Origin of the sequence: Mesorhizobium sp. M0715 (assembly GCF_040320355.1) — a bacterium.
In the GTDB taxonomy this organism is placed as follows: Bacteria; Pseudomonadota; Alphaproteobacteria; order Rhizobiales; family Rhizobiaceae; genus Mesorhizobium.
Window position 1 is genome coordinate 42,712 of sequence record NZ_JAMYPL010000007.1, and the last position, 20,168, is coordinate 62,879.

Below are 20,168 nucleotides of genomic sequence, written 5' to 3' on the forward strand. Positions count from 1 at the left end.
CTGCGCTGGCGTTCGCGGCAGCGACCGCCCGGCTGATTGCCGCGCGCGAGAAAGAGCGGGGGTCACACCAACTCCACTTCGACCACGCCCGGCACCGCGCGCATCGCCGAGGCGATCTGCGGCGAAATCCGGTAGCGGTTCGGCAGCTCGATCTCGATTTCCCCCTCGCCCTCTTCCTTGATCAGCACGAAGCTGACCTGGCCTTCGCCCCTGACGGTCAGTTGGCCGGCCAGCGTGTTGATCGGCGAGGCGTTGCGCACGAAAATGCGAAGTGCCTTCTGGATACGGCTTGCCTCGTCCTCCAGCGACTGCACTGAGTTGATGCGCAGATTGACGCCTTCCGGCCTGTCCTCGGCGGCAACGGTGATGACCACGGAGCGGCCGGCCTCGAGCAGATCGCGATATTGCGCCAGTCCTTCGGAAAACAGCACGGCTTCGTACTGGCCTGACGTATCGGAGAAGGCGATGACGCCCATCTTGTTGCCGGTGCGCGTCTTGCGCTCCTGCTTGGATGTCACCGTGCCGGCAAGACGGCCGGCGGCGGCGCCGCGCTTGACGGCCGCCGAAAACTCGGCCCACGTCTGCACCCGCATCTTCTGCAGGGCCGCCTTGTACTCGTCGAGCGGGTGCGCCGAGAGATAGAAGCCGACCACCTGGAATTCACGGTGCAGCCGGTCGGCGGCGAGCCATGGCTCTGTCGCCGGCAGATTGAGCGCCTGCGACTGGGCGCCGATGGAGGCGCCGAAAATGTCATGCTGGCCGGAAACGGCGTTCTGCTGCGCCAGCGAAGCCAGCCCCATCATGCGTTCCACCCCCGCCATCATCGACGCGCGATCGTGGCCGAAGCAGTCGAGCGCGCCGGCCATGATTAGGCTTTCGAAGACGCGCTTGCCGACGATCTTGGGATCTACCCGCTCGCAGAAATCGGCGAGGTTCTTGAACGGCTTTTCGCCACGCTGGGCAACGATGTGCTCGACCGCCGCGTCGCCGACGCCTTTGAGCGCAGCCAACGAATAGTAGATGCGGTTCTCACCGACCTCGAAGGGACGGAAGCTCGATATCACCGACGGCGCCAGAACCTCGATGCCGAGGCGCAGCGCGTCCTGGCGGAAATCGGCGAGCTTGTCGGTGTTGCCCATGTCGAGCGTCATCGACGCCGCCAGGAACTCGACCGGATAATGCGCCTTGAGATAGGCGGTCTGGTACGAGACGACCGCGTAGGCGGCGGCGTGCGATTTGTTGAAACCATAGTCGGCGAACTTGGCCAGCAGGTCGAAAATGAAGTCGGCTTGCGGCTTGCCAACGCCACGCTCGACCGCGCCGGAGACGAAGCGCTCGCGCTGCTTGTCCATCTCGGCGCGGATCTTCTTGCCCATCGCGCGGCGCAGCAGATCGGCTTCGCCGAGCGAATAGCCGGACAGCTCCTGCGCGATCTGCATCACCTGTTCCTGATAGACGATGACGCCTTGCGTCTCTTTCACCAGATGATCGATCTTGGGATGGATCGACGCCATCTCCTCCTCGCCATGCTTGCGGGCGTTGTAGGTCGGGATGTTCTCCATCGGCCCCGGTCGGTAGAGCGCGACCAGGGCGATGATGTCCTCGATGCAGTCGGGCCGCATGCCGATCAGCGCCTTGCGCATGCCGGCACTTTCCACCTGGAACACGCCGACCACTTCACCGCGCGACAGCATGGCGTAGGTCTCGGGATCGTCGAGCGGGATCGTCGCCAGGTCGATCTCGATGCCGCGCCGGCGGATCAGCTTCACCGCCGTCTCCAGAACGGTCAGCGTCTTCAGGCCGAGGAAGTCGAACTTCACCAGTCCGGCCTGCTCGACATATTTCATGTTGAACTGGGTGACCGGCATGTCCGAGCGCGGATCGCGGTACATCGGCACCAGTTCCGACAGCGGCCGGTCGCCGATGACGATGCCGGCAGCATGGGTCGAGGCGTGGCGATAGAGGCCTTCCAGCTTCTGCGCCATGTCGAGCAGCGTCTGGACGATCGGCTCCCTCTCGGCCTCTTCGGCAAAGCGCGGCTCGTTGGCGATGGCGTCGGCGAGCTTGACCGGATTGGCCGGGTTCTGCGGCACCATCTTGGACAGCTTGTCGACCTGGCCATAGGGCATCTGCAGGACGCGGCCAACGTCGCGCAGCACGGCGCGAGCCTGCAGCGTACCGAAGGTGATGATCTGGCCGACCTGGTCGCGACCGTATTTCTGCTGGACGTAGCGGATGACCTCCTCACGTCGATCCTGGCAGAAGTCGATGTCGAAGTCGGGCATCGACACGCGATCGGGATTGAGGAAGCGCTCGAACAGAAGCGAGAAGCGCAGCGGATCGATGTCGGTGATGGTCGTCGAATAGGCGACCAGCGAGCCTGCGCCCGAACCGCGGCCCGGCCCGACCGGAATGCCCTGAGCCTTCGCCCATTTGATGAAGTCGGCAACGATCAGGAAGTAGCCGGGAAACTTCATCTTGGTGATGATGCCAAGCTCGAAGTTCAACCGCTCGCGGTATTGCTCGACCGTATAGCCGGCGGTTGGGCCATGCATGGCGAGGCGCGCGTCGAGCCCCTCATGCGCCTGGCGGGCCAGTTCGTCGGCTTCCGCCTGCACCGCGGCGTCATTGTCGGCGACATCGCCGCCGGTGAAGCGCGGCAGGATCGGATTGCGATTCCTGGGATAGTAGGAGCAGCGCAGCGCGATCTCGACAGTGTTGTCGATCGCCTCCGGCAGATCGGCAAAGAGCCGCGCCATATCGGCCTGGCTGCGCAGGAAATTGTCCGGCGACAGCCGGCGACGATTGTCGGCGGCGACGACCGATCCCTCGGCGATGGCGATCAGCGCGTCATGTGCGTCATAGTCGTCACGAGAGGAAAAGAACGCCTCGTTGGTGGCGACCAGGGGCAGTTCATGGGCATACGCCAGATCGATCGAGGATTTTTCGATCACGCGGTCATAACCGGAAACCCGGTCCAACTCGACATAGAGCCGGTCGCCGAACATCTCCTTGAGGGTCAAAAGCCGGGCTTCGGCCAGGTCGCGGCGATCTTCCTTGAGCGCGGTGCCGATCGGTCCGCGCGGCCCACCGCTGAGGCAGATCAATCCGTCACAATAGCCGTCCATCATTTCGGTGGTCAGGTGCACGGCTTCGCCCGGCGGCGTTTCGAGGTAGACGCGGCTAACCAGCCTGACCAGATTGGAATAGCCGGCTTCGGTCGCGGCGAGCAGGACCACCGGCCGCATATCCGGGCCCTGCCGCCTGCGGTCGCGCTGGCCATCGCTGTTTTCGCCGGAAAAGGCGAGCGCCGTCTGACAGCCGATGATCGGCTGGATGCCGTCCTTCACCGCCTTCTGCGCGAATTCTAGTGCGCCGAACAGATTGTTGGTGTCGGTGACGGCGATGGCCGGGGCTTCGTCCTTGACCGCGTGAGCCACCACCTTGCCGATCTGCAAGGCGCCTTCCAGCAGCGAATAGGCCGAATGCACGCGCAGATGGACGAAGGGCCGCGCCGGGGCCTCCGGCCGCGCCGCAGCAATCGCTGCTTCGCGCTTCAGGGGATCGCGGGGAAGTTTTTCGTCGGCCATGGTGCTGTGTGAAGGTCCTTGAGTCGATGGAGATGTATTGTCCGGGACCGCGCGATGCCAGTCCAGCACAAACCGCTGCTGATCACAGGCTGCCTGCCCGGCCAGCCTTACGCAAACTCCATGATCACCGCATCCACGGCCAAGCTGTCGCCTGGCTTGGCGTTGAGTTTGGAGACGACAAGGTCGCGTTCAGCACGCAGCACGTTTTCCATCTTCATCGCTTCGACCACCGCCAAGGTCTCGCCGGCCTTGACCTCCTGGCCTTCGGCAACGGCAATCGACACGACAAGGCCAGGCATCGGGCAAAGCAGCAGGTTCGACGTGTCCGGCGCCACCTTTTCGGGCATCAGCCTTTCCAGCTCGGCGGTGCGCGGCAGCATGGCGCCCGCGGTCACCGACATGCCTTTCCAGGCTATGCGAAAGCCGTTGGCAACCGGCCTGACCTGAGCCGTAACCTTGCGCTTGCCGACCGTGCCGCGCCAGACCAGGTCGCCCGGCCGCCAGTCTGATGCCACCGTCAACGCCCTGCCGCCATCGATCGACAGATCGATTTCCATCGGAATGGAAATCATGCCCTCGATGATCGACGCCGACAGATAGTCATCGCCGATCTTTACCACCCAGTCGCGCTTCAGAGCTCCCGAATGCGGCGCCAACCGCCCGCCCAGCCGGTCGAGCCGGTCACGGCGCAGCAGTTCCACCGCGGTCGCGATCGACGCCAGCACGGCCTTCTCATCGTCGTTCGGTACGACCGGCGCGAAGCCGTCGGGATATTCCTCCGATATGAAAGCGGTCGATATCCGCCCTTCCCGCCAACGCGGATGCTGCATCAAGGCGGCCAGGAACGGAATGTTGTGCTCGATACCGTCGACGACGAAGCTGTCGAGCGCTTCCGACATGGCATCGATGGCCTCCAGACGCGTCGGCGCCCAGGTGCACAGCTTGGCGAGCATCGGATCGTAGAACATCGAGATTTCGGAGCCTTCGGTGACGCCGGTGTCGTTGCGGATGACGACATCGCCGAATTGTCCTTCCTCAGGCGGCCGGTAGCGCGTCAGTCGGCCGATCGAAGGCAGGAAGTTGCGGTAAGGGTCTTCGGCATAGAGCCGGCTTTCCACCGCCCAGCCGTTCAGCTTGATGTCGCTTTGCTTCAGGCCAAGCTCTTCGCCGGCGGCGACGCGGATCATCTGCTCGACCAGATCGATGCCGGTGACGAGCTCCGTCACCGGATGCTCGACCTGCAATCGTGTATTCATTTCAAGGAAATAGAAGTTCTTGTCCTTGTCGACGATGAATTCGACCGTGCCGGCGCTCTGGTAATCGACGGCCTTGGCCAGCGCCACCGACTGCTCGCCCATGGCCTTGCGTGTCGCGGCGTCCAGGAATGGCGATGGCGCCTCTTCGGCGACCTTCTGATTGCGTCGCTGGATCGAGCATTCGCGCTCGCCGAGATAGAGCGCGTTGCCATGCGCGTCGGCCAGCACCTGGATTTCGATGTGGCGCGGATCGACGATGAATTTCTCGATGAAGAGACGATCGTCGCCGAACGAGCTCTTGGCTTCCGAGCGCGCGCGGTCGAAGCCGTCGCGCACTTCGGCCTCGCTCCAGGCGATGCGCATGCCCTTGCCGCCGCCGCCGGCCGAAGCCTTGATCATCACGGGATAGCCGATTTCGCCGGCGATCTTTTCGGCATGGTCGGCATTCTCGATGACGCCGAGCCAGCCGGGCACGGTGGAAACCTTGGCGGCGTTGGCAAACTTCTTCGATTCGATCTTGTCGCCCATCGCCTTGATGGCTTTGGGCTTCGGGCCGATGAAAATGATGCCTTCCGCTTCCAGCGCTTCGCAGAAGGCCGCCCGCTCGGACAGGAACCCGTAGCCGGGATGCACGGCCTGAGCCCCCGTTTCCTTGCAGGCGGCGATGATCTTTTCCGGGACGAGATAGCTCAGCGCGGCTGGCGAAGGCCCGATATGCACCGCCTCGTCGGCCATCTCGACATGCATGGCATCGCGATCGGCATCGGAATAGACGGCAACCGTGGCAATGCCCATCTTGCGCGCCGTCTTGATTACGCGGCAGGCAATTTCGCCGCGATTGGCGATCAGGATCTTGGTGAACATGCGAAATGTCATCCCTCGGGTCGGCCGTTCCTTTTATGGCCTGTGCTTGCAGGGTCAAGCCGACCATGCAATTCACTGCCTTTCAATCGACTTGCGATTCCAATTCATCGCTGTGGCCCAGTCGGGGAGCGAGCTGCCAGTTGATCGTGTCGGCAAAACCTGAAACCTTGAAAAAAAATCCGCATTGGAGGACGCCTGATGAAAACCCGCGCCGCTGTCGCTGTCGCCGCCGGAAAGCCGCTGGAGATCATGGAGGTCGATCTCGACGGCCCACGCGAGGGCGAGGTGCTGGTCGAGATCAAGGCGACCGGCATCTGCCACACCGACGAATTCACGCTGTCTGGCGCCGATCCGGAAGGCCTGTTTCCAGCCATCCTCGGCCATGAGGGCGCCGGCGTCGTCGTCGATATCGGCAAGGGCGTCACCTCGCTCAAGAAGGGCGACCACGTCATCCCGCTCTATACGCCCGAATGTCGCCAGTGCCATTCTTGCCTGTCGCGAAAGACCAATCTGTGCACGGCCATCCGCGCCACGCAGGGCCAGGGGCTGATGCCGGACGGTTCATCGCGCTTCTCGATCGGCAAGGACAAGATCTTTCACTATATGGGCTGCTCGACTTTCTCCAACTTCACCGTGCTGCCCGAGATCGCGCTGGCCAAGGTCAACCCCGACGCGCCCTTCGACAAGATCTGCTACATCGGCTGCGGCGTCACCACCGGCATCGGTGCTGTGATCAACACCGCCAAGGTCGAGATCGGCGCCACCGCGGTCGTCTTCGGTCTCGGCGGCATCGGCCTCAATGTCATCCAGGGCCTGAAACTTGCCGGCGCCGACATGATCATCGGCGTCGATTTGAACAACGACAAGAAGGAGTGGGGCGAGCGGTTCGGCATGACGCATTTCGTCAATCCGAAGGAGATCGACGGCGATGTCGTGCCCCACCTCGTCAACATGACCAAGCGTGGCGCCGACCAGATCGGCGGCGCCGACTACACATTCGACTGCACCGGCAGCACCAAGGTGATGCGTCAGGCGCTGGAAGCCTCGCATCGCGGCTGGGGCAAGTCGGTCGTCATCGGCGTTGCCGGTGCCGGCCAGGAGATTTCGACAAGGCCGTTCCAACTGGTCACCGGCCGCACCTGGATGGGAACCGCCTTCGGCGGCGCGCGCGGCCGCACCGATGTGCCCAAGATCGTCGACTGGTACATGGACGGCAAGATCCAGATCGACCCGATGATCACCCACACGCTGAAGCTCGAGGACATCAACAAGGGTTTCGATCTCATGCATGAGGGCAAATCGATAAGAAGCGTCGTGGTTTACTGAGGAAGATCACAGGCCGTCACCAACAGGCCGCGACCTCTGTGGTTCACAATGGGAGGAGAAAAGAAACATGAGCGAACTCCCCGCCATTCTCGTCGATGCAGACGCCTGCCCGGTCAAGGCCGAGGTCGAAAAAGTGGCCGACCGGCATGGCGTCGTTGTCACCTTCGTCTCCAATGGCGGCCTGCGGCCATCGCGCGATCCGATGGTCCGCAATGTCGTGGTCTCCAAGGGCGCTGATGCCGCCGACGACTGGATCGTCGACAATGCACGCACCAACGACATTGTGATCACCGCCGACATTCCGCTGGCCGCCCGCGCGGTGGCGCTCGGCGCCCATGTGCTTGGGCCGACCGGACGCCCCTTCACGCCGGAAACGATCGGCATGGCGGTGGCGATGCGCGACCTGAAGCAGCATCTGCGCGAGACAGGCGAAAGCAAGGGCTACAATGCCAGCTTTGCCCCGCAGGACCGGTCGCGGTTTCTTGGCGAGCTCGACCGCATCTTGCGGCGGGCCGTGAAATCGGCCACACCGGATTAATGCTATCCAGGGCTGGAACCACCATGGCCGCCGAAGCTCCGATAGACAAACCCATGCAGCGCCACATGCTGTTCGCTGTGTCGGCCTGCGTTGGCGTCTTCGCGCTTCTCGTGGCGTTGCTGCTGCACGCCCCGCTTGCCTATTCGATCGGCGCCAACGCGTTCTTTGCCGCTTATGTAATTCTCGTCGTCGCCCAGATGCCGAAGTTCACCGGCAGGTATCTGAGCAGGAATGCGCGTGCCACAGACCAGCCGGTGCTGGTCATCTTCGCCGTGACGCTTGTTGTCGTCGGCGTCGCCGTTATCTCGTTGTTCCTGCTGATCAATCAGAAGGACAGAAGCCATCCCATCGAGCTCATCTTCGCGCTGCTGTCGATCCCGCTCGGCTGGTTCACCATTCATGCCATGGCGGCGCTCCATTATGCCCATGTCTATTGGATGGACGGCGATGCGGTGGATGCCGAGACCAGGAAGAAAATCCCGGTCGGCGGACTGCTGTTTCCGGGTGACAAACGGCCGGAGGGCTGGGATTTCCTGTACTTCTCGACGGTGATCGGCATGACCGCACAGACTGCCGATACCAACATCTCGACAACGCATATGCGTCGTGTCGTGCTTGTCCATTCCATCCTGTCGTTTTTCTTCAACACGGTCATCGTCGCCGCTGCCGTCAATCTCGCCGTCAGCCTGGGCGGTCCGTAATAAATCCGTGATCGGATGAAACATCGGTTTGGATCGCGACGTATCAGGAGGACAATGAACGCGCAGGCCATGCCGCGAGGCCGGGAGACGAAAGACGATGGAATCCGTTGCCAGAAGCCAATCCGCCGCCGATCCAGGCGCTTCTGCGTCGAACGACAAAACGCTGATCTACCGGCAGTCTCGCTGGACGCGGCTGACGCATTGGCTCTGGGCCATCTCCTTGTTCTTCATGCTGCTGTCAGGCCTGCAGATCTTCAATGCCCGTCCGCAGCTCTATATCGGCAAAGAATCGGGCTTTGACTACAACAACACCATCTTCGCCATCGGCGCTGAGAATTCCGACGCGGGTCCGCGCGGCTACACGGAAATCTTCGGCAAGCGCTTCGACACGACTGGCGTGCTCGGCTGGTCGGGTCCGGCCGGCCAGGAGACATCCCGCGCCTTTCCATCCTGGGCGACCATCCCGTCCTACTATGATCTCGGCACCGCGCGCGTCATCCATTTCTTCTTTGCCTGGATACTGACCACGACGTTGATCGTCTGGTTTGTCGCCAGCATCGTGAACGGCCATCTGCGGCGCGATCTCGCGCCACGCCTCGACGATTTGAAGCGATTGCCGCAAGACATCGTCGACCATGCCAAGCTCAAATTCCACCACGCGCGCGAATACAACACGCTGCAGAAGATGGCCTATAGCGGCGTGCTGTTCGTGCTGTTGCCGCTGATGATCATCACCGGCCTGGCGATGTCGCCGAGCATGAATTCGGTGCTGCCGTTCCTCAACGATCTGCTCGGTGGCCGGCAGACGGCACGCACCATCCATTTCACCGTCATGGTGCTGCTGGTCGCCTTCTTCGTCGTCCATATCCTGATGATCCTGGCCGCCGGCCCGATCAACGAACTGCGCTCGATCATCACCGGCTGGTATCGCACCGATCCTCCCGCACAGGACGACAAACCCGTCGAGAGGAATGCCTGACATGGCAAAATTCCAGATCAGCCGCCGCAAATTCCTGACCGGTGCCAGCCTTGGCGTCTCCGGCATCATGCTGTCGGGCTGCGACGCCTTCGACAGTCAGCTAGGTGTTGGCAGCGGCCTGCGCAGTTTTCTCGAAAACGCCAATGACCTGACATACCGGGCACAGCGCCTGCTTGCCGGACGTGACGCGCTGGCGCCGGAATTCACCGAGGCCGACATACGCCAGCCGCAGCGGCCGAACGGTGTCACCGCTCCCGATGACCATGTTTACAAAGGCCTGCTCGCCAACAATTTCGCCGACTGGCGGCTGGAGGTTTCAGGGCTGGTCGAGAAACCATTGTCGCTTAGCCGCGAGCAGCTTCAGAACATGCCGAGCCGCACCCAGATCACCCGCCATGACTGCGTCGAAGGCTGGAGCTGCATCGCCAAATGGACCGGCACGCCGCTGTCGCTGGTGCTGGACCAGGCGGTTGTCAAACCGCAGGCGCGCTATGTCATGTTCCATTGCCTCGACACGATCGACCGCAGCCTCTCCGGCGACATCAAATATTACGGCAGCATCGACCTGATCGATGCCCGTCACCCGCAGACGATCCTCGCCTATGGCCTGAACGGCAAGCCGCTGCCGGTCGAGAACGGCGCGCCGCTGCGGGTTCGCGTCGAGCGCCAGCTCGGCTACAAGATGCCGAAATATCTCTACAAGATCGAGCTGGTCGACGGCTTCGCCACTGTCGGCGGCGGTCGCGGCGGCTATTGGGAAGACAATGGTTATGACTGGTACGGCGGAATCTGAATCGCACACCGCAAACGCTGCGGCCCCAAAGATGGCCAACCTATAGCGAGCGGCGAAACAGTTCGCCCTTTCCGGCGATCTGCTCGCCAATGCCGCCGAGCCGCAGCATGTGCCAGGCAAGGGCGTGATTGCTCGAGGTTACCGGTTTCCCCAGTTCCTTCTCGACCTCCTCGATGATGCGGGCAACGCGCATGCTCGTGCAGGAAACAAACACCGCCTCACAGTCGCTCGACGCGCCGATCTCCAAAATGGCCTGCTTGACCGATGCCGGCGTGATGCGTGCAACGACATTGTCGTCCGCCTCGTTGAAGGAGCCCATGACCGGAATATCCATCCCCCGCGCCATCAGCGAAGCCCGCAAGGAATGATTGAATTTCGCCAAATAAGGGGTGAGCAACGCGATCCGCGAAACGCCCAGGGCCTTCAGCGCCGCCCGCGCCGCCGTCACCGGGTTGGTCACTTGCACGCCCGGCAGCACCTCGTGAACGCGTTCGGCGACCTTGTCCTCGCCGATAACCAGCGCTCCCGAGGTGCAGGCAAAACCGATCACATCGAACTTGACGTCCGGCAAGAGCCCGACAGTTCCCGGAATCACGGCCGACATCTTCATCAGGTTTTCAGGCGTGATCTCGACATCACTGTAGAGCCGCGCCTCGTACAGCGCGATGGCGCGCGCGGGCAGCGCATAGCGGAATTCATCCTCGATGGTCTGGTCGGTTCGAAGGACGAGCAGGCCGAGATTGGCGCGGGTGCCGATGCCGTCGTCGGTCGTGAAGGGAATGTGTTCCTTGTCGAGGACAAGCGTGTCGTCGGCGCGGCTAAGCGGGGCGTCCATGGCACAGTCCCCTTCCTGATGCCAATCAGAATTGTCGACAATAGAAACGACAACTTTGCCAAACGTGTCAAGAGCTCCGTTCGAATTTTGGCAACCGAGAAATGCAGGAATTTCGCCCTGTCTGAACGGTGAATCTATCGTCGACCCACGTGCCCGTTGACAATGACCAGCGTCTTCCTATTGAATTGTCGACAATAGAAACGACAACCATTCGGGACAGCGATGCGCGTATTGATCTTGGGCGGCGGCGTTGTCGGGATCACCACGGCCTATCAGTTGCAGAAGGACGGCCACACGGTCACCGTTCTCGAGCAGGCATCACAGGTAGCCGAAGGGGCAAGCTGGGCAAATGCCGGCATGATCGCGCCCGGCCATTCCTTCGTCTGGTCATCGCCGGCCGCGCCAAAAACCCTGCTGAAGTCACTGTTCCTGAAAGACCAGGCGCTTCGTTTCAAACTCTCCGCCGACCCGCATCTCTACAGCTGGTCGCTGCGCTTCCTCATGCAATGCACGGCCGCCAAAGCGCGTCGCAACACCCTTCTCAAACATCGGCTTGCGGTCCATTCCCAATCGGTCCTGCAGGCGGTCGTCAGGGAAGAGGCGATCCCGTACGACAGGACGTCGGACGGCATTCTTTATTTCCACCGCAGCCATCAGGCGCTCGACAAGGGCGTCGCCAACATGCGCCTGCTGGAAGCCGACGGCCAGGAGATCCGCATCGTAGACGCGCAGGAAATCGTTGACCGCGAGCCGGCGCTGGCTTCGTCGCGCGACAACATTGCCGGCGGCGTATTGTGTCCGACCGACGAAACCGGCGACGCCGCCAAGTTCACGCGCGCGCTGGCGGCCATCGTCGAAAATAGGGGCGGCAAGATCCTGACAGGGACCAGGATCGTGGGGATCGAACGCAGAAAGGAAACGATCACCAAGGTCGTCACCGACAAGGGAGAGTTTCTGGCCGACACCTACGTTCTGTGTCTGGGCGCGGAAAGCCCGATCCTCGCCCGCAACATCGGCCTTGGTCTGCCGATCTATCCGGTCAAGGGATATTCCCTGACCATTCCCATCGTCGATCGGGCGCTGGCTCCAAAACTCCCTGTTATCGATGAGCACAACCTCGTCGCCATCACGCCGATGGGCGATCGCATCCGCGTGACCGCCACCGCGGAATTCGCAGGCTATGATCGCAGCCACAAGCCTTCGGATTTCGCCTTCATGAAGCGCGTCACGCAGGACCTGTTCCCGCGCGGCATCGCCTATGATCGCGCCGAGATGCGGGCCTGCCTGAGGCCCATGACGCCCGACAACCTGCCGATCCTCGGCCTGCGCAACATCAAAAATCTCTGGCTGAACACCGGCCACGGTCATATCGGGTGGACCATGGCACATGGATCGGCCCGCATCGTCGCCGATCTGATCGCCGGCCGGGCGGCACCAATCGCCCTCGATGACATCCTTCCCACACGGGCGCGGTTTGCCGAACCAAGCGCCGCAAAGGCTTGACCGACGCCATGCTCCGACCCACCAGGCAAACCAACCAGGGCAACAGCGCGGCCCTGCCATCCAAGCCGATCAAGACCGGCCCGCATGTCTATGAAGAAATCCGTCGCATGGCGATGGACTATCGCTTCAAGCCGAACGAGCGCATCAACGAAGTGGCGCTTGCCGCCAGGCTGAATGTCAGCCGCAGCCCGATCCGGGAGGCGCTCCAGCGGTTGGTCACAGAAGAACTCATCACTTTCCAGACCAATCGCGGCTTCTTTTGCCGGGGCTTCGATGTAGACGAGATCGTCAATCTTTCCGACGTGCGGGCGGTGCTCGAGGAGCGCTCCGTCAGGCTGGCGATCCAGCGCGCGACAGATGAGGAGCTTGCCGCGCTCGTCGACTGGTGGACGCTCACCATGGCGCGCGCCGACTCATTTTCCAGCGCCGAACTGACCGCCAGGGACGAGGAATTTCATATCCGCATCGCCAGGCTGTCAGGCAATCCCGAACTGGCGCGCATGCTCGAAGGCATCAACACGCGCATCCATTTCGTTCGCAAGATCGAAGTGGAGAAGCACCGGCGATTGTCGACGACCTACACCGAACACAGCGAAATCGCCCGGGCCATGGTAGCCCGCGATGCCAACAGGGCCGCAAGGCTCATGCACGACCACATCGCCATCAGCGTCGCCGATGCCATGTCGACCGTCAGGGAAGGCTTGGCAAGGATATACATCGACGTCGACCAGATCTAATCGGGCAACCCCGGCTTTGACCGAGGCAACCCCCTACCGCTCAGGCAACCTTGTCGAGCAGCGGCCTCAGCGCCGGATGGATTTCCGGTGAGGCGTGCTTGATCAGCGTCAGCAGCGCGCGTTCGTTCTCGTAAAGAGGCCTGTCGACGCCGATATGTTCGATCAGCCAGCCGGCTTCGCCGGCATCGATCGTCTCGGCGCGGCGGGCCAGGGTCTCGGCCGCCCTGTTCTTGGCTTCCCACTCGGCCTCGATGTCGCCCGGGGACCGATAGGCTTCCATGATGCCGGCAAGGCCGCCAGAGATCATGCGGCTGAAGAAGCCGCCGATTTCCGGATCGGCATGTTCGAGGAAGGCATCGCGGCGCAGCGCCACATCGCGCGTCGGTGCTTCGTAGCCGGCCGAGCACATGACGAAATTGGCGATCGCCTTGACGAACAGCTCGTTCCAGGACGGATCGTTGTGCCCTTGAGCAGTGCACTCGTTGATCTTGAACAGCACCTCGGCCTCGGCGCGCGATGTTGCCGTCGCCGCCATGGGCATGGAGGATCCGGCGCAGCAGCTCGACCTCCGCCTGTGCGATGAGGCCGGGAGCCAGCGCGCCGCCGAGCATCAGCGGCCCCTTGCCGTCAATGACGGCATGCGCCACCTGCTCCAGCGCATAGACGCAAAGCTGGCTCGGCGACGATCTTGCCTGTTCCAGCACATGCACCAGCAATTCGAGCTCGGTCCGGCTGTCGACCATGCCATCGCGCGAGATCGTGCGGATCAGCCAGTCGGCATTGTCCTGCGAGATATAGCCCGACGGCTTTTCCTGGTGGACGATATAGTCGGTAACCGCCTCCACGAAGAAGGGCGGCCATTCCTCGCATTTGTCCTTCGCCGTTGCATCGAGCGCAAACAGCGCCTCGGCCTCGCCGCGCGTCACGACGCCATCGCCGAACACTTCATGGCGCAACATCGCCACGTCCTCCGCGGCGATGCGGCTTTTCGAGGTCAGCCCGGCCACCGGCGCGCTCATGATCAATTCGCCCATTTGTCGTCCCCGTCCGCCGTCGCCAAGCGCCGGCCCCAAGCGTCATACAAGCCAACATATCAGCAGTGTCTTGAAAAACCGGCAAACGGCGTGGTTAGCGAAGACTTGTCGGCCAACGCATGTCGCCCAAAAACGTGCCGCGGTTTTGAAGAATGGCATGCACGCGCTTTAGATGTCGCTGACAGGTGACAAGCCGTCGCGCGCGAGCTATGGATGGCGCGTCGAGGACTCAGGGTCTGAGTCCTACCTGTTTGCGGGAGAGAACAGCGAGAGCTGTCGCCGAAGGGGAAATCGCCCGAAATCTCTCAGGCAAAAGAACCGTAGACGGGAAAGACACTCTGGAAAGTCGGGGCTTGCCCCCGCGCCGAAGGTGTAAGCGCCGCTGACAGAGCTCCGGCTGCGCGAGTCTCTCAGGCTTCAGACAGAGGGGCACGGACTGGTCGCCATTCGCGGCCGATTGCGTGCGACTCTGGAGACGACATGACGGGCGACGATACAAGACACCTACCCCTCGAAGACATCCATGTGGCCGCCGGTGCGCGTTTTGGCGCTTTTGCCGGCTGGTCGATGCCGCTGACCTATCCGGCGGGCGTCATGAAGGAACATCTTCACACCCGCGAACAGGCTGGCCTGTTCGACATCTCGCATATGAAGCTGTTCGAAGTCAGCGGGCCGGAGGCGGTTGCGCTGCTCAACCGCGCTTGCCCCTTGGATGCAGGCGCACTCCAAATCTCACAGTCCAAACTGTCCTTTTTCCTCAACGAGGCAGGCGGCATTCTGGACGACCTGATCGTCACCAGACTTGGCGATAGCAGGTTCATGGTGGTCGCCAACGCAGGCAACGCCGTCGCCGACGAAAAGCATTTGCGTGCACTTGCCGCGGATTTCGACGCCAGGGTCGAGCCGCTCGACCGCGTCTTCCTGGCCATCCAGGGTCCTGAAGCCTGGGCCGCCCTTTCGCGCGCCGGCATCGAGACCGGCTCGCTGCTGTTCATGCATGGTGTCGAACCGCGCAAGAACTGGTTCATGAGCCGGTCGGGCTATACCGGCGAGGACGGTTTCGAGATCGGCCTGTCGGAAGCCGATGCGCGCGACCTCGTCGCGAAGCTGCTCGGCGATGAACGCGTGCTGTGGATCGGCCTGGCCGCCCGCGACAGTCTGCGGCTGGAGGCCGGGCTCTGCCTGCATGGCCAGGACATCACGCCGGAGACCGACCCGGCCAGCGCTGCCTTGATGTGGGCTATTCCGAAAGACATCCGCGCTTCCGGCACTTTCATCGGCGCCGATGCGCTCCGCGCCGCCGTGGAACGAGGACCCGCGCAAAAGCGCGTCGGGCTGAAGCCGGAAGGCCGCCAGCCGGTGCGCGCCGGCGCCGCGCTCTTTGACGCCGACGGCACGCCCGCCGGCCATGTCACATCAGGCGGCTTTGGCCCGTCAGCCGGCCATCCGGTCGCCATGGGCTATGTCACGGCGCCACTGGCCAAACAGGGAATACGGGTTTTCGCCGATGTTCGCGGCACGAAAATCCCAGTCGATATCAGCTCCCTGCCCTTCACACCGCATCGCTACCGCAAAGGATGATCTCAATGGCAACGACCTATTTCACATCAGATCACGAATGGCTCCGCGTCGAGGGCGGCATCGCCACTGTCGGCATCACCGACTATGCGCAGGAGCAGCTCGGCGACCTCGTCTTCGTCGAACTGCCGGAGACCGGAAAGAAATTGACCAAGGGCGACACCGCCGTCGTGGTCGAATCCGTCAAGGCGGCTTCCGATGTCTACGCGCCGGTCGATGGCGAGATCACCGAAGCCAACAGCACGCTGTCGTCGGACCCGTCACTGGTCAACTCGGCGGCAACCGGCGCCGGCTGGCTGTGGAAGATGAAGCTTGCCGACGAAAGCCAGCTCGCGGGCCTCATGGATGAGGCCGCCTACAAAGCCCATATCGGCTGATATCAGGACGGATTGACATGACCGCAGCACTCACTCCCTTCTCGGCCCGCCACATCGGCCCGAGCGTCAACGATGTCAGAGCCATGCTTGCCGTGATCGGCGTTCCGTCCATCGAGACGCTGATCAGCCAGGCCGTGCCGCAGTCGATCCGCCTCGACTTGCCGCTGACCCTGCCCGCACCGGCCAGCGAAGCGGAAGCGCTGGCCGAATTGTCGGCGACCATGGCCAAGAATACGGTGCTGAAGAGCTTTATCGGTGCCGGCTATCACGGCGTGCATGTGCCGCCGGTCATCCAGCGCAACTTGTTCGAGAACCCGGCCTGGTACACGGCCTACACGCCCTATCAGGCCGAGATCAGCCAGGGCCGGCTGGAGATGCTGTTCAACTTCCAGACGCTGGTCACGGAATTGACCGGTCTGCCGGTGGCGTCGGCCTCGCTGCTGGATGAAGCAACCGCGGTCGCCGAAGCCATAGGCATCGCCTTGCGCCACCACCGCGACAAGCGCACCAAGATCGCACTTGCCGGCACGCCACACCCGCAGACACTGGACGTCGTGCGTACCCGCGCCGAGCCGCTCGGCATCGAGATCGACGGCGAGACGATCGACGACAACACCGCTGCTTTGCTCGTCTCCTGGCCGGATACGTTTGGCGTCTATGGCGACCACAAGGCGGCGATCGACAAGGCGCGTGCGACCGGCGCCATCGTCGTCTTCATTGCCGATCCGCTCGGCCTGGCGCTGACCGATGCGCCGGCCAAGCTTGGCGCCGACATTGCCGTCGGCCCGATGCAGCGTTTTGGCGTGCCGATGGGCTTTGGCGGGCCGCACGCCGCCTATTGCGCCGTCTCCGACAAGTTGACGCGGCTGATGCCTGGCCGCCTGGTCGGCCAATCCACCGATAGCAAAGGCCGGCCCGGCTACCGGCTTGCCTTACAGACACGCGAACAGCATATCCGCCGCGACAAGGCGACCTCCAACATCTGCACCGCACAGGCGCTGCTTGCCAACATGGCGACGGCTTATGCGATCTGGCACGGCCCCGCCGGGCTGCAGGCGATTGCCGGGCGCATCCACACGCTGGCCAATCGTCTGGCAAGCGGCCTCGAAGCGGCAGGCGTGTCGGTGATCGGCGCCAGCCGTTTCGACACGGTGACGGTGGAGACCAAGGGCAAGGCGGCGCAGATCGCCACTGCGGCTGAAAAGACCGGCCGGCTGCTGCGCGTCATCGATGCCGACCATGTCGGCATCAGCTTCGATGAGACCTCGACCGATGCCGATCTCGATGCGATCGCCGCCCTGTTCGGCGCCAAGGCCTCTCCGTCGGCCGACAGCACCGTACCTGGCAAGCCGCGCGGCAAGGAGTTCCTGACCCAGCCTGTGTTCCATGAGAACAAGTCGGAAACCGACATGATGCGCTTGCTGCGCCGGCTGGCCGACAAGGATCTGGCGCTCGACCGCAGCATGATCCCGCTCGGATCCTGCACCATGAAGCTCAACGCGGCGGCGGAAATGATGCCGGTAAGCTGGCCTGAAATCGCTAATTTGCATCCCTTCGCACCGGCCGCACACTCTGCCGGCTATCGCGCCATGATCGGCGAACTGGAAGGATGGCTGTCGGAGATCACGGGCTTCGACGCCGTTAGCCTGCAGCCCAATGCCGGCAGCCAGGGCGAATATGCCGGCCTGCTAGCCATCCGCGCCTATCACCGCTCACGCGGCGAAGGCCATCGCACCGTCTGCCTGATCCCCTCCTCCGCGCATGGCACCAATCCGGCGAGTGCGGCGATGGCCGGCATGAGCGTTGTCGTTGTGCGCTGCCTGGAGGACGGCAATATCGACATGGACGACATGAGAGCCAAGGCCAACGAGCATTCCAAGAATCTCGCGGCACTGATGTTCACCTACCCCTCGACGCATGGCGTCTACGAGGAAGGTGCACGCCACCTCTGCGCCCTTATCCACGAGCATGGCGGCCAGGTCTATTTCGATGGCGCCAATCTCAACGCGCTGGTCGCCTTGGCGCGGCCCGCCGATATCGGCGCCGATGTCTGTCATATGAACCTGCACAAGACCTTCTGCATTCCGCATGGCGGCGGTGGCCCGGGCATCGGCCCGATCGGCGTAAAGGCGCATCTGCAGCCCTATCTGCCGGGACATGTCACCGAAGGTTCGGCGCACGCCGTGTCGGCCGCACCATTCGGCAGTGCCTCGATCCTGCCGATCACCTGGATGTATATCCGCATGATGGGCGCCGCCGGACTGAAGCAGGCGACGGAGACCGCCATCATCTCGGCCAACTACGTGGCGACACGGCTCGCGCCGCATTTCCCGCTTCTCTACAAGGGCAGGCACGATCGCATCGCGCATGAATGCATCCTCGACACCCGCGTGCTCAAGGACAGCGCCGGCATCAGTGTCGACGATGTCGCCAAACGGCTGATCGACTACGGCTTCCACGCGCCGACCATGTCCTTCCCGGTCGCCGGCACGCTGATGGTGGAGCCGACCGAATCCGAGCCCAAGCGGGAACTCGACCGCTTCTGCGAGGCGATGATCGCCATCGCAGGCGAGGCAGCGAAAGTCGCCAGGGGCGAATGGCCTTTGGCCGACAATCCGCTGGTCAACGCGCCGCACACCGCCGCCGAGGTGCTGGCCGGCCAGTGGACGCATCCCTACTCGCGCCTGGAGGCGGCCTATCCCGCCGGCGACGCCGACACGGCAGCCAAATACTGGCCACCGGTGTCACGCATCGACAATGTCGCCGGCGACCGCAACCTGGTCTGCTCCTGCCCGCCACTGTCGGACTATCTGGGTGCGGCGGAATAATTACGCGGAGCGCAAGGCCGGCTTGATAGGTTCGGCCTTGCCTGTCCTTTTACGGCTGATGACGCAGTTTCGCCCGGCGCGCTTGGCGGCATAGAGCGCCGCATCGGCCTCGGTCAGCACCTCATCGAGGCTGCTGCCGCTTGCCTCGCCAAAGCCGATGCCGCCGCTGACCGTGCTGCGCAACTTGCCGAGTTGGGTGGCGACGATCTCGGTGCCGAAGGCCACACAGATCTTGCTGGCGAGATCATGGGCCTTCTCTTCCGTCATTCGCGACATGACGACGGCGAATTCCTCGCCGCCCAGGCGAAAAGCGTCGACGCCGGTCCTGGCATATTTCTTGATGACCGCGGCGAAGCGGCACAAGACCTGGTCCCCGACCGGATGGCCATAGACATCGTTCGTCCGCTTGAAGTGGTCGAGGTCGAACATGACGACGGACATGAACGGACCGAAACTCCGCTCGCCGTAGAGCGACGTCAACGCCCGCCGGTTCATCAACCCCGTCAGCGGGTCGGTCATGGTCTCGGCCTTCAGCTCGATCTGCGCCTGCAGATGGTGGAGGGAGAGCGTCAATGCGCCGAGCCCGGTCATGCAAGCCACCGCCACGACGGAATTCAGTCGTTCGGCCCAGTTGTCGGGCGCGACCGCGAGCGTCCATTGCCCCTTGGTCAGCAGAACCACGCCACAAAGCGCAAACGACACAGCGCAGGTGCCGCTCAGAAACGAAACCACCAGCAGGATCCGGCGATCGTGACTGCCATTGATCCAAAACATGGCGCCGATCGCCGACAGAAGCACCGTCACCGTGGCGTAGGTGACGATGAAGCCGACACCGTCAAGCCCCAGGAAGGTCACTGCCGCACAGACAGCCATGGCGGCAAGCGCCGGTGCAACGGCGCGTCTGTGGCCGGGCACGCCCAGATATTGCATGGCCGACACGCAGAGGATCAGGAACCCCAGGCTGAGCAGCGCAAGCACGATCTGACAGAGCAGCGGATCGGGATCCTTGGTGTATCGCCAGAACAGGATCACATGCGCGACGAGCACCAGAATGCCGCACGCCACCGTCAGCACGAAGCCTGCCTTGGGCGCGGTGAACCAGATCGCAAACATGGTGACGCTGAGGCAGATGCCCGACAGCGCAGCTGCGAGCAGGAGCGAACTGAAGTCCAGCATATCGGGCAAGGGCCTCTCGAGCGTCGGCGGTTGCGCTGCACTCTAAGGTCAGC

At 62.9% G+C, this 20,168-nt stretch carries 14 protein-coding genes, 1 pseudogene and 1 riboswitch; of the genes and pseudogenes, 10 read left to right on the plus strand and 5 right to left on the minus strand.

Going from position 1 to position 20,168, the window contains the following annotated elements:
• Positions 1–62: 62 nt before the first annotated feature.
• Together dnaE and NKI21_RS10695 are read right to left on the minus strand one after the other, a co-directional pair.
• The gene (gene dnaE, locus NKI21_RS10690) at positions 63–3,590 is read right to left on the minus strand and encodes a DNA polymerase III subunit alpha (RefSeq protein ID WP_352773293.1); all 3,528 of its coding nucleotides are present in this window, start codon (positions 3,588–3,590) and stop codon (positions 63–65) included.
• A 107-nt stretch (positions 3,591–3,697) separates the two neighbouring features.
• Complete coding sequence (locus tag NKI21_RS10695; RefSeq protein ID WP_352773290.1) at positions 3,698–5,710, minus strand: acetyl-CoA carboxylase biotin carboxylase subunit; 2,013 nt, start codon at positions 5,708–5,710, stop codon at positions 3,698–3,700.
• Positions 5,711–5,908: 198 nt separating this feature from the next.
• Here NKI21_RS10695 and NKI21_RS10700 point away from each other — a divergent pair, with 198 nt between their 5' ends.
• From NKI21_RS10700 to NKI21_RS10720, 5 genes are all read left to right on the plus strand, one after another.
• Complete coding sequence (locus NKI21_RS10700) at positions 5,909–7,036, plus strand: S-(hydroxymethyl)glutathione dehydrogenase/class III alcohol dehydrogenase (protein ID WP_127270241.1); 1,128 nt, start codon at positions 5,909–5,911, stop codon at positions 7,034–7,036.
• Positions 7,037–7,103: 67 nt separating this feature from the next.
• Positions 7,104–7,574 carry a YaiI/YqxD family protein gene (locus NKI21_RS10705; protein ID WP_352773287.1) on the plus strand — a complete coding sequence of 157 codons (471 nt, stop codon included), beginning with the start codon at positions 7,104–7,106 and terminating at the stop codon, positions 7,572–7,574.
• 23 nt (positions 7,575–7,597) lie between these two features.
• Entirely contained in the window at positions 7,598–8,275 is a 678-nt protein-coding gene (locus NKI21_RS10710; RefSeq protein WP_352773284.1) for a DUF1345 domain-containing protein, read from the plus strand.
• A gap of 97 nt (positions 8,276–8,372) precedes the next feature.
• Positions 8,373–9,254 (plus strand): cytochrome b/b6 domain-containing protein, encoded by an 882-nt coding sequence (locus NKI21_RS10715; protein ID WP_023810519.1) that lies wholly within the window; start codon positions 8,373–8,375, stop codon positions 9,252–9,254.
• 1 nt (position 9,255) lies between these two features.
• On the plus strand, positions 9,256–10,047 hold the full coding sequence (locus NKI21_RS10720) for a molybdopterin-binding protein (RefSeq protein ID WP_352865527.1): 792 nt from the start codon (positions 9,256–9,258) through the stop codon (positions 10,045–10,047).
• A 40-nt stretch (positions 10,048–10,087) separates the two neighbouring features.
• Here the strand turns inward: NKI21_RS10720 and NKI21_RS10725 are convergent, their stop codons facing one another.
• Positions 10,088–10,882 (minus strand): maleate cis-trans isomerase family protein, encoded by a 795-nt coding sequence (locus NKI21_RS10725; protein WP_352865529.1) that lies wholly within the window; start codon positions 10,880–10,882, stop codon positions 10,088–10,090.
• A gap of 222 nt (positions 10,883–11,104) precedes the next feature.
• On the opposite strand from NKI21_RS10725, the gene NKI21_RS10730 reads away from it, so the two are divergent.
• On the plus strand, positions 11,105–12,385 hold the full coding sequence (locus tag NKI21_RS10730; protein WP_352865531.1) for a D-amino acid dehydrogenase: 1,281 nt from the start codon (positions 11,105–11,107) through the stop codon (positions 12,383–12,385).
• 8 nt (positions 12,386–12,393) lie between these two features.
• Positions 12,394–13,122, plus strand: a complete 729-nt coding sequence (locus NKI21_RS10735) for a GntR family transcriptional regulator (protein WP_352865533.1) — start codon at positions 12,394–12,396, stop codon at positions 13,120–13,122.
• A 40-nt stretch (positions 13,123–13,162) separates the two neighbouring features.
• Here NKI21_RS10735 and NKI21_RS10740 read toward each other — a convergent pair.
• Positions 13,163–14,156 (minus strand): annotated as a pseudogene (locus NKI21_RS10740) (hypothetical protein).
• Between the two features lie 244 nt (positions 14,157–14,400).
• Positions 14,401–14,487, plus strand: a riboswitch (glycine riboswitch).
• 149 nt (positions 14,488–14,636) lie between these two features.
• Between NKI21_RS10740 and gcvT the strand changes: the two are divergent.
• From gcvT to gcvP, 3 genes are read left to right on the plus strand one after another with little or no spacing between them, the layout of a single operon-like run.
• Positions 14,637–15,737 (plus strand): glycine cleavage system aminomethyltransferase GcvT, encoded by a 1,101-nt coding sequence (gcvT, locus tag NKI21_RS10745; protein WP_352630168.1) that lies wholly within the window; start codon positions 14,637–14,639, stop codon positions 15,735–15,737.
• Between the two features lie 5 nt (positions 15,738–15,742).
• Positions 15,743–16,111: a glycine cleavage system protein GcvH gene (gene gcvH, locus NKI21_RS10750; protein WP_128303368.1), complete on the plus strand. Its 369-nt coding sequence runs from the start codon at positions 15,743–15,745 to the stop codon at positions 16,109–16,111.
• A gap of 17 nt (positions 16,112–16,128) precedes the next feature.
• Complete coding sequence (gene gcvP / locus NKI21_RS10755) at positions 16,129–18,939, plus strand: aminomethyl-transferring glycine dehydrogenase (protein ID WP_352440247.1); 2,811 nt, start codon at positions 16,129–16,131, stop codon at positions 18,937–18,939.
• Here gcvP and NKI21_RS10760 read toward each other — a convergent pair whose 3' ends face one another.
• A complete protein-coding gene (locus tag NKI21_RS10760) occupies positions 18,940–20,115 on the minus strand; it encodes a GGDEF domain-containing protein (protein WP_023810510.1) in 1,176 nt (391 codons plus the stop codon).
• Positions 20,116–20,168 lie beyond the last annotated feature (53 nt).

What these genes read in the sequence shown, in the direction of transcription:
- dnaE (WP_352773293.1), bottom strand. Translation starts at nt 3,590, where the DNA reads ATGGCCGACGAAAAACTTCCCCGCGATCCCCTGAAGCGCGAAGCAGCG.
- NKI21_RS10695 (WP_352773290.1), bottom strand. Translation starts at nt 5,710, where the DNA reads ATGTTCACCAAGATCCTGATCGCCAATCGCGGCGAAATTGCCTGCCGC.
- NKI21_RS10700 (WP_127270241.1), top strand. Translation starts at nt 5,909, where the DNA reads ATGAAAACCCGCGCCGCTGTCGCTGTCGCCGCCGGAAAGCCGCTGGAG.
- NKI21_RS10705 (WP_352773287.1), top strand. Translation starts at nt 7,104, where the DNA reads ATGAGCGAACTCCCCGCCATTCTCGTCGATGCAGACGCCTGCCCGGTC.
- NKI21_RS10710 (WP_352773284.1), top strand. Translation starts at nt 7,598, where the DNA reads ATGGCCGCCGAAGCTCCGATAGACAAACCCATGCAGCGCCACATGCTG.
- NKI21_RS10715 (WP_023810519.1), top strand. Translation starts at nt 8,373, where the DNA reads ATGGAATCCGTTGCCAGAAGCCAATCCGCCGCCGATCCAGGCGCTTCT.
- NKI21_RS10720 (WP_352865527.1), top strand. Translation starts at nt 9,256, where the DNA reads ATGGCAAAATTCCAGATCAGCCGCCGCAAATTCCTGACCGGTGCCAGC.
- NKI21_RS10725 (WP_352865529.1), bottom strand. Translation starts at nt 10,882, where the DNA reads ATGGACGCCCCGCTTAGCCGCGCCGACGACACGCTTGTCCTCGACAAG.
- NKI21_RS10730 (WP_352865531.1), top strand. Translation starts at nt 11,105, where the DNA reads ATGCGCGTATTGATCTTGGGCGGCGGCGTTGTCGGGATCACCACGGCC.
- NKI21_RS10735 (WP_352865533.1), top strand. Translation starts at nt 12,394, where the DNA reads ATGCTCCGACCCACCAGGCAAACCAACCAGGGCAACAGCGCGGCCCTG.
- gcvT (WP_352630168.1), top strand. Translation starts at nt 14,637, where the DNA reads ATGACGGGCGACGATACAAGACACCTACCCCTCGAAGACATCCATGTG.
- gcvH (WP_128303368.1), top strand. Translation starts at nt 15,743, where the DNA reads ATGGCAACGACCTATTTCACATCAGATCACGAATGGCTCCGCGTCGAG.
- gcvP (WP_352440247.1), top strand. Translation starts at nt 16,129, where the DNA reads ATGACCGCAGCACTCACTCCCTTCTCGGCCCGCCACATCGGCCCGAGC.
- NKI21_RS10760 (WP_023810510.1), bottom strand. Translation starts at nt 20,115, where the DNA reads ATGCTGGACTTCAGTTCGCTCCTGCTCGCAGCTGCGCTGTCGGGCATC.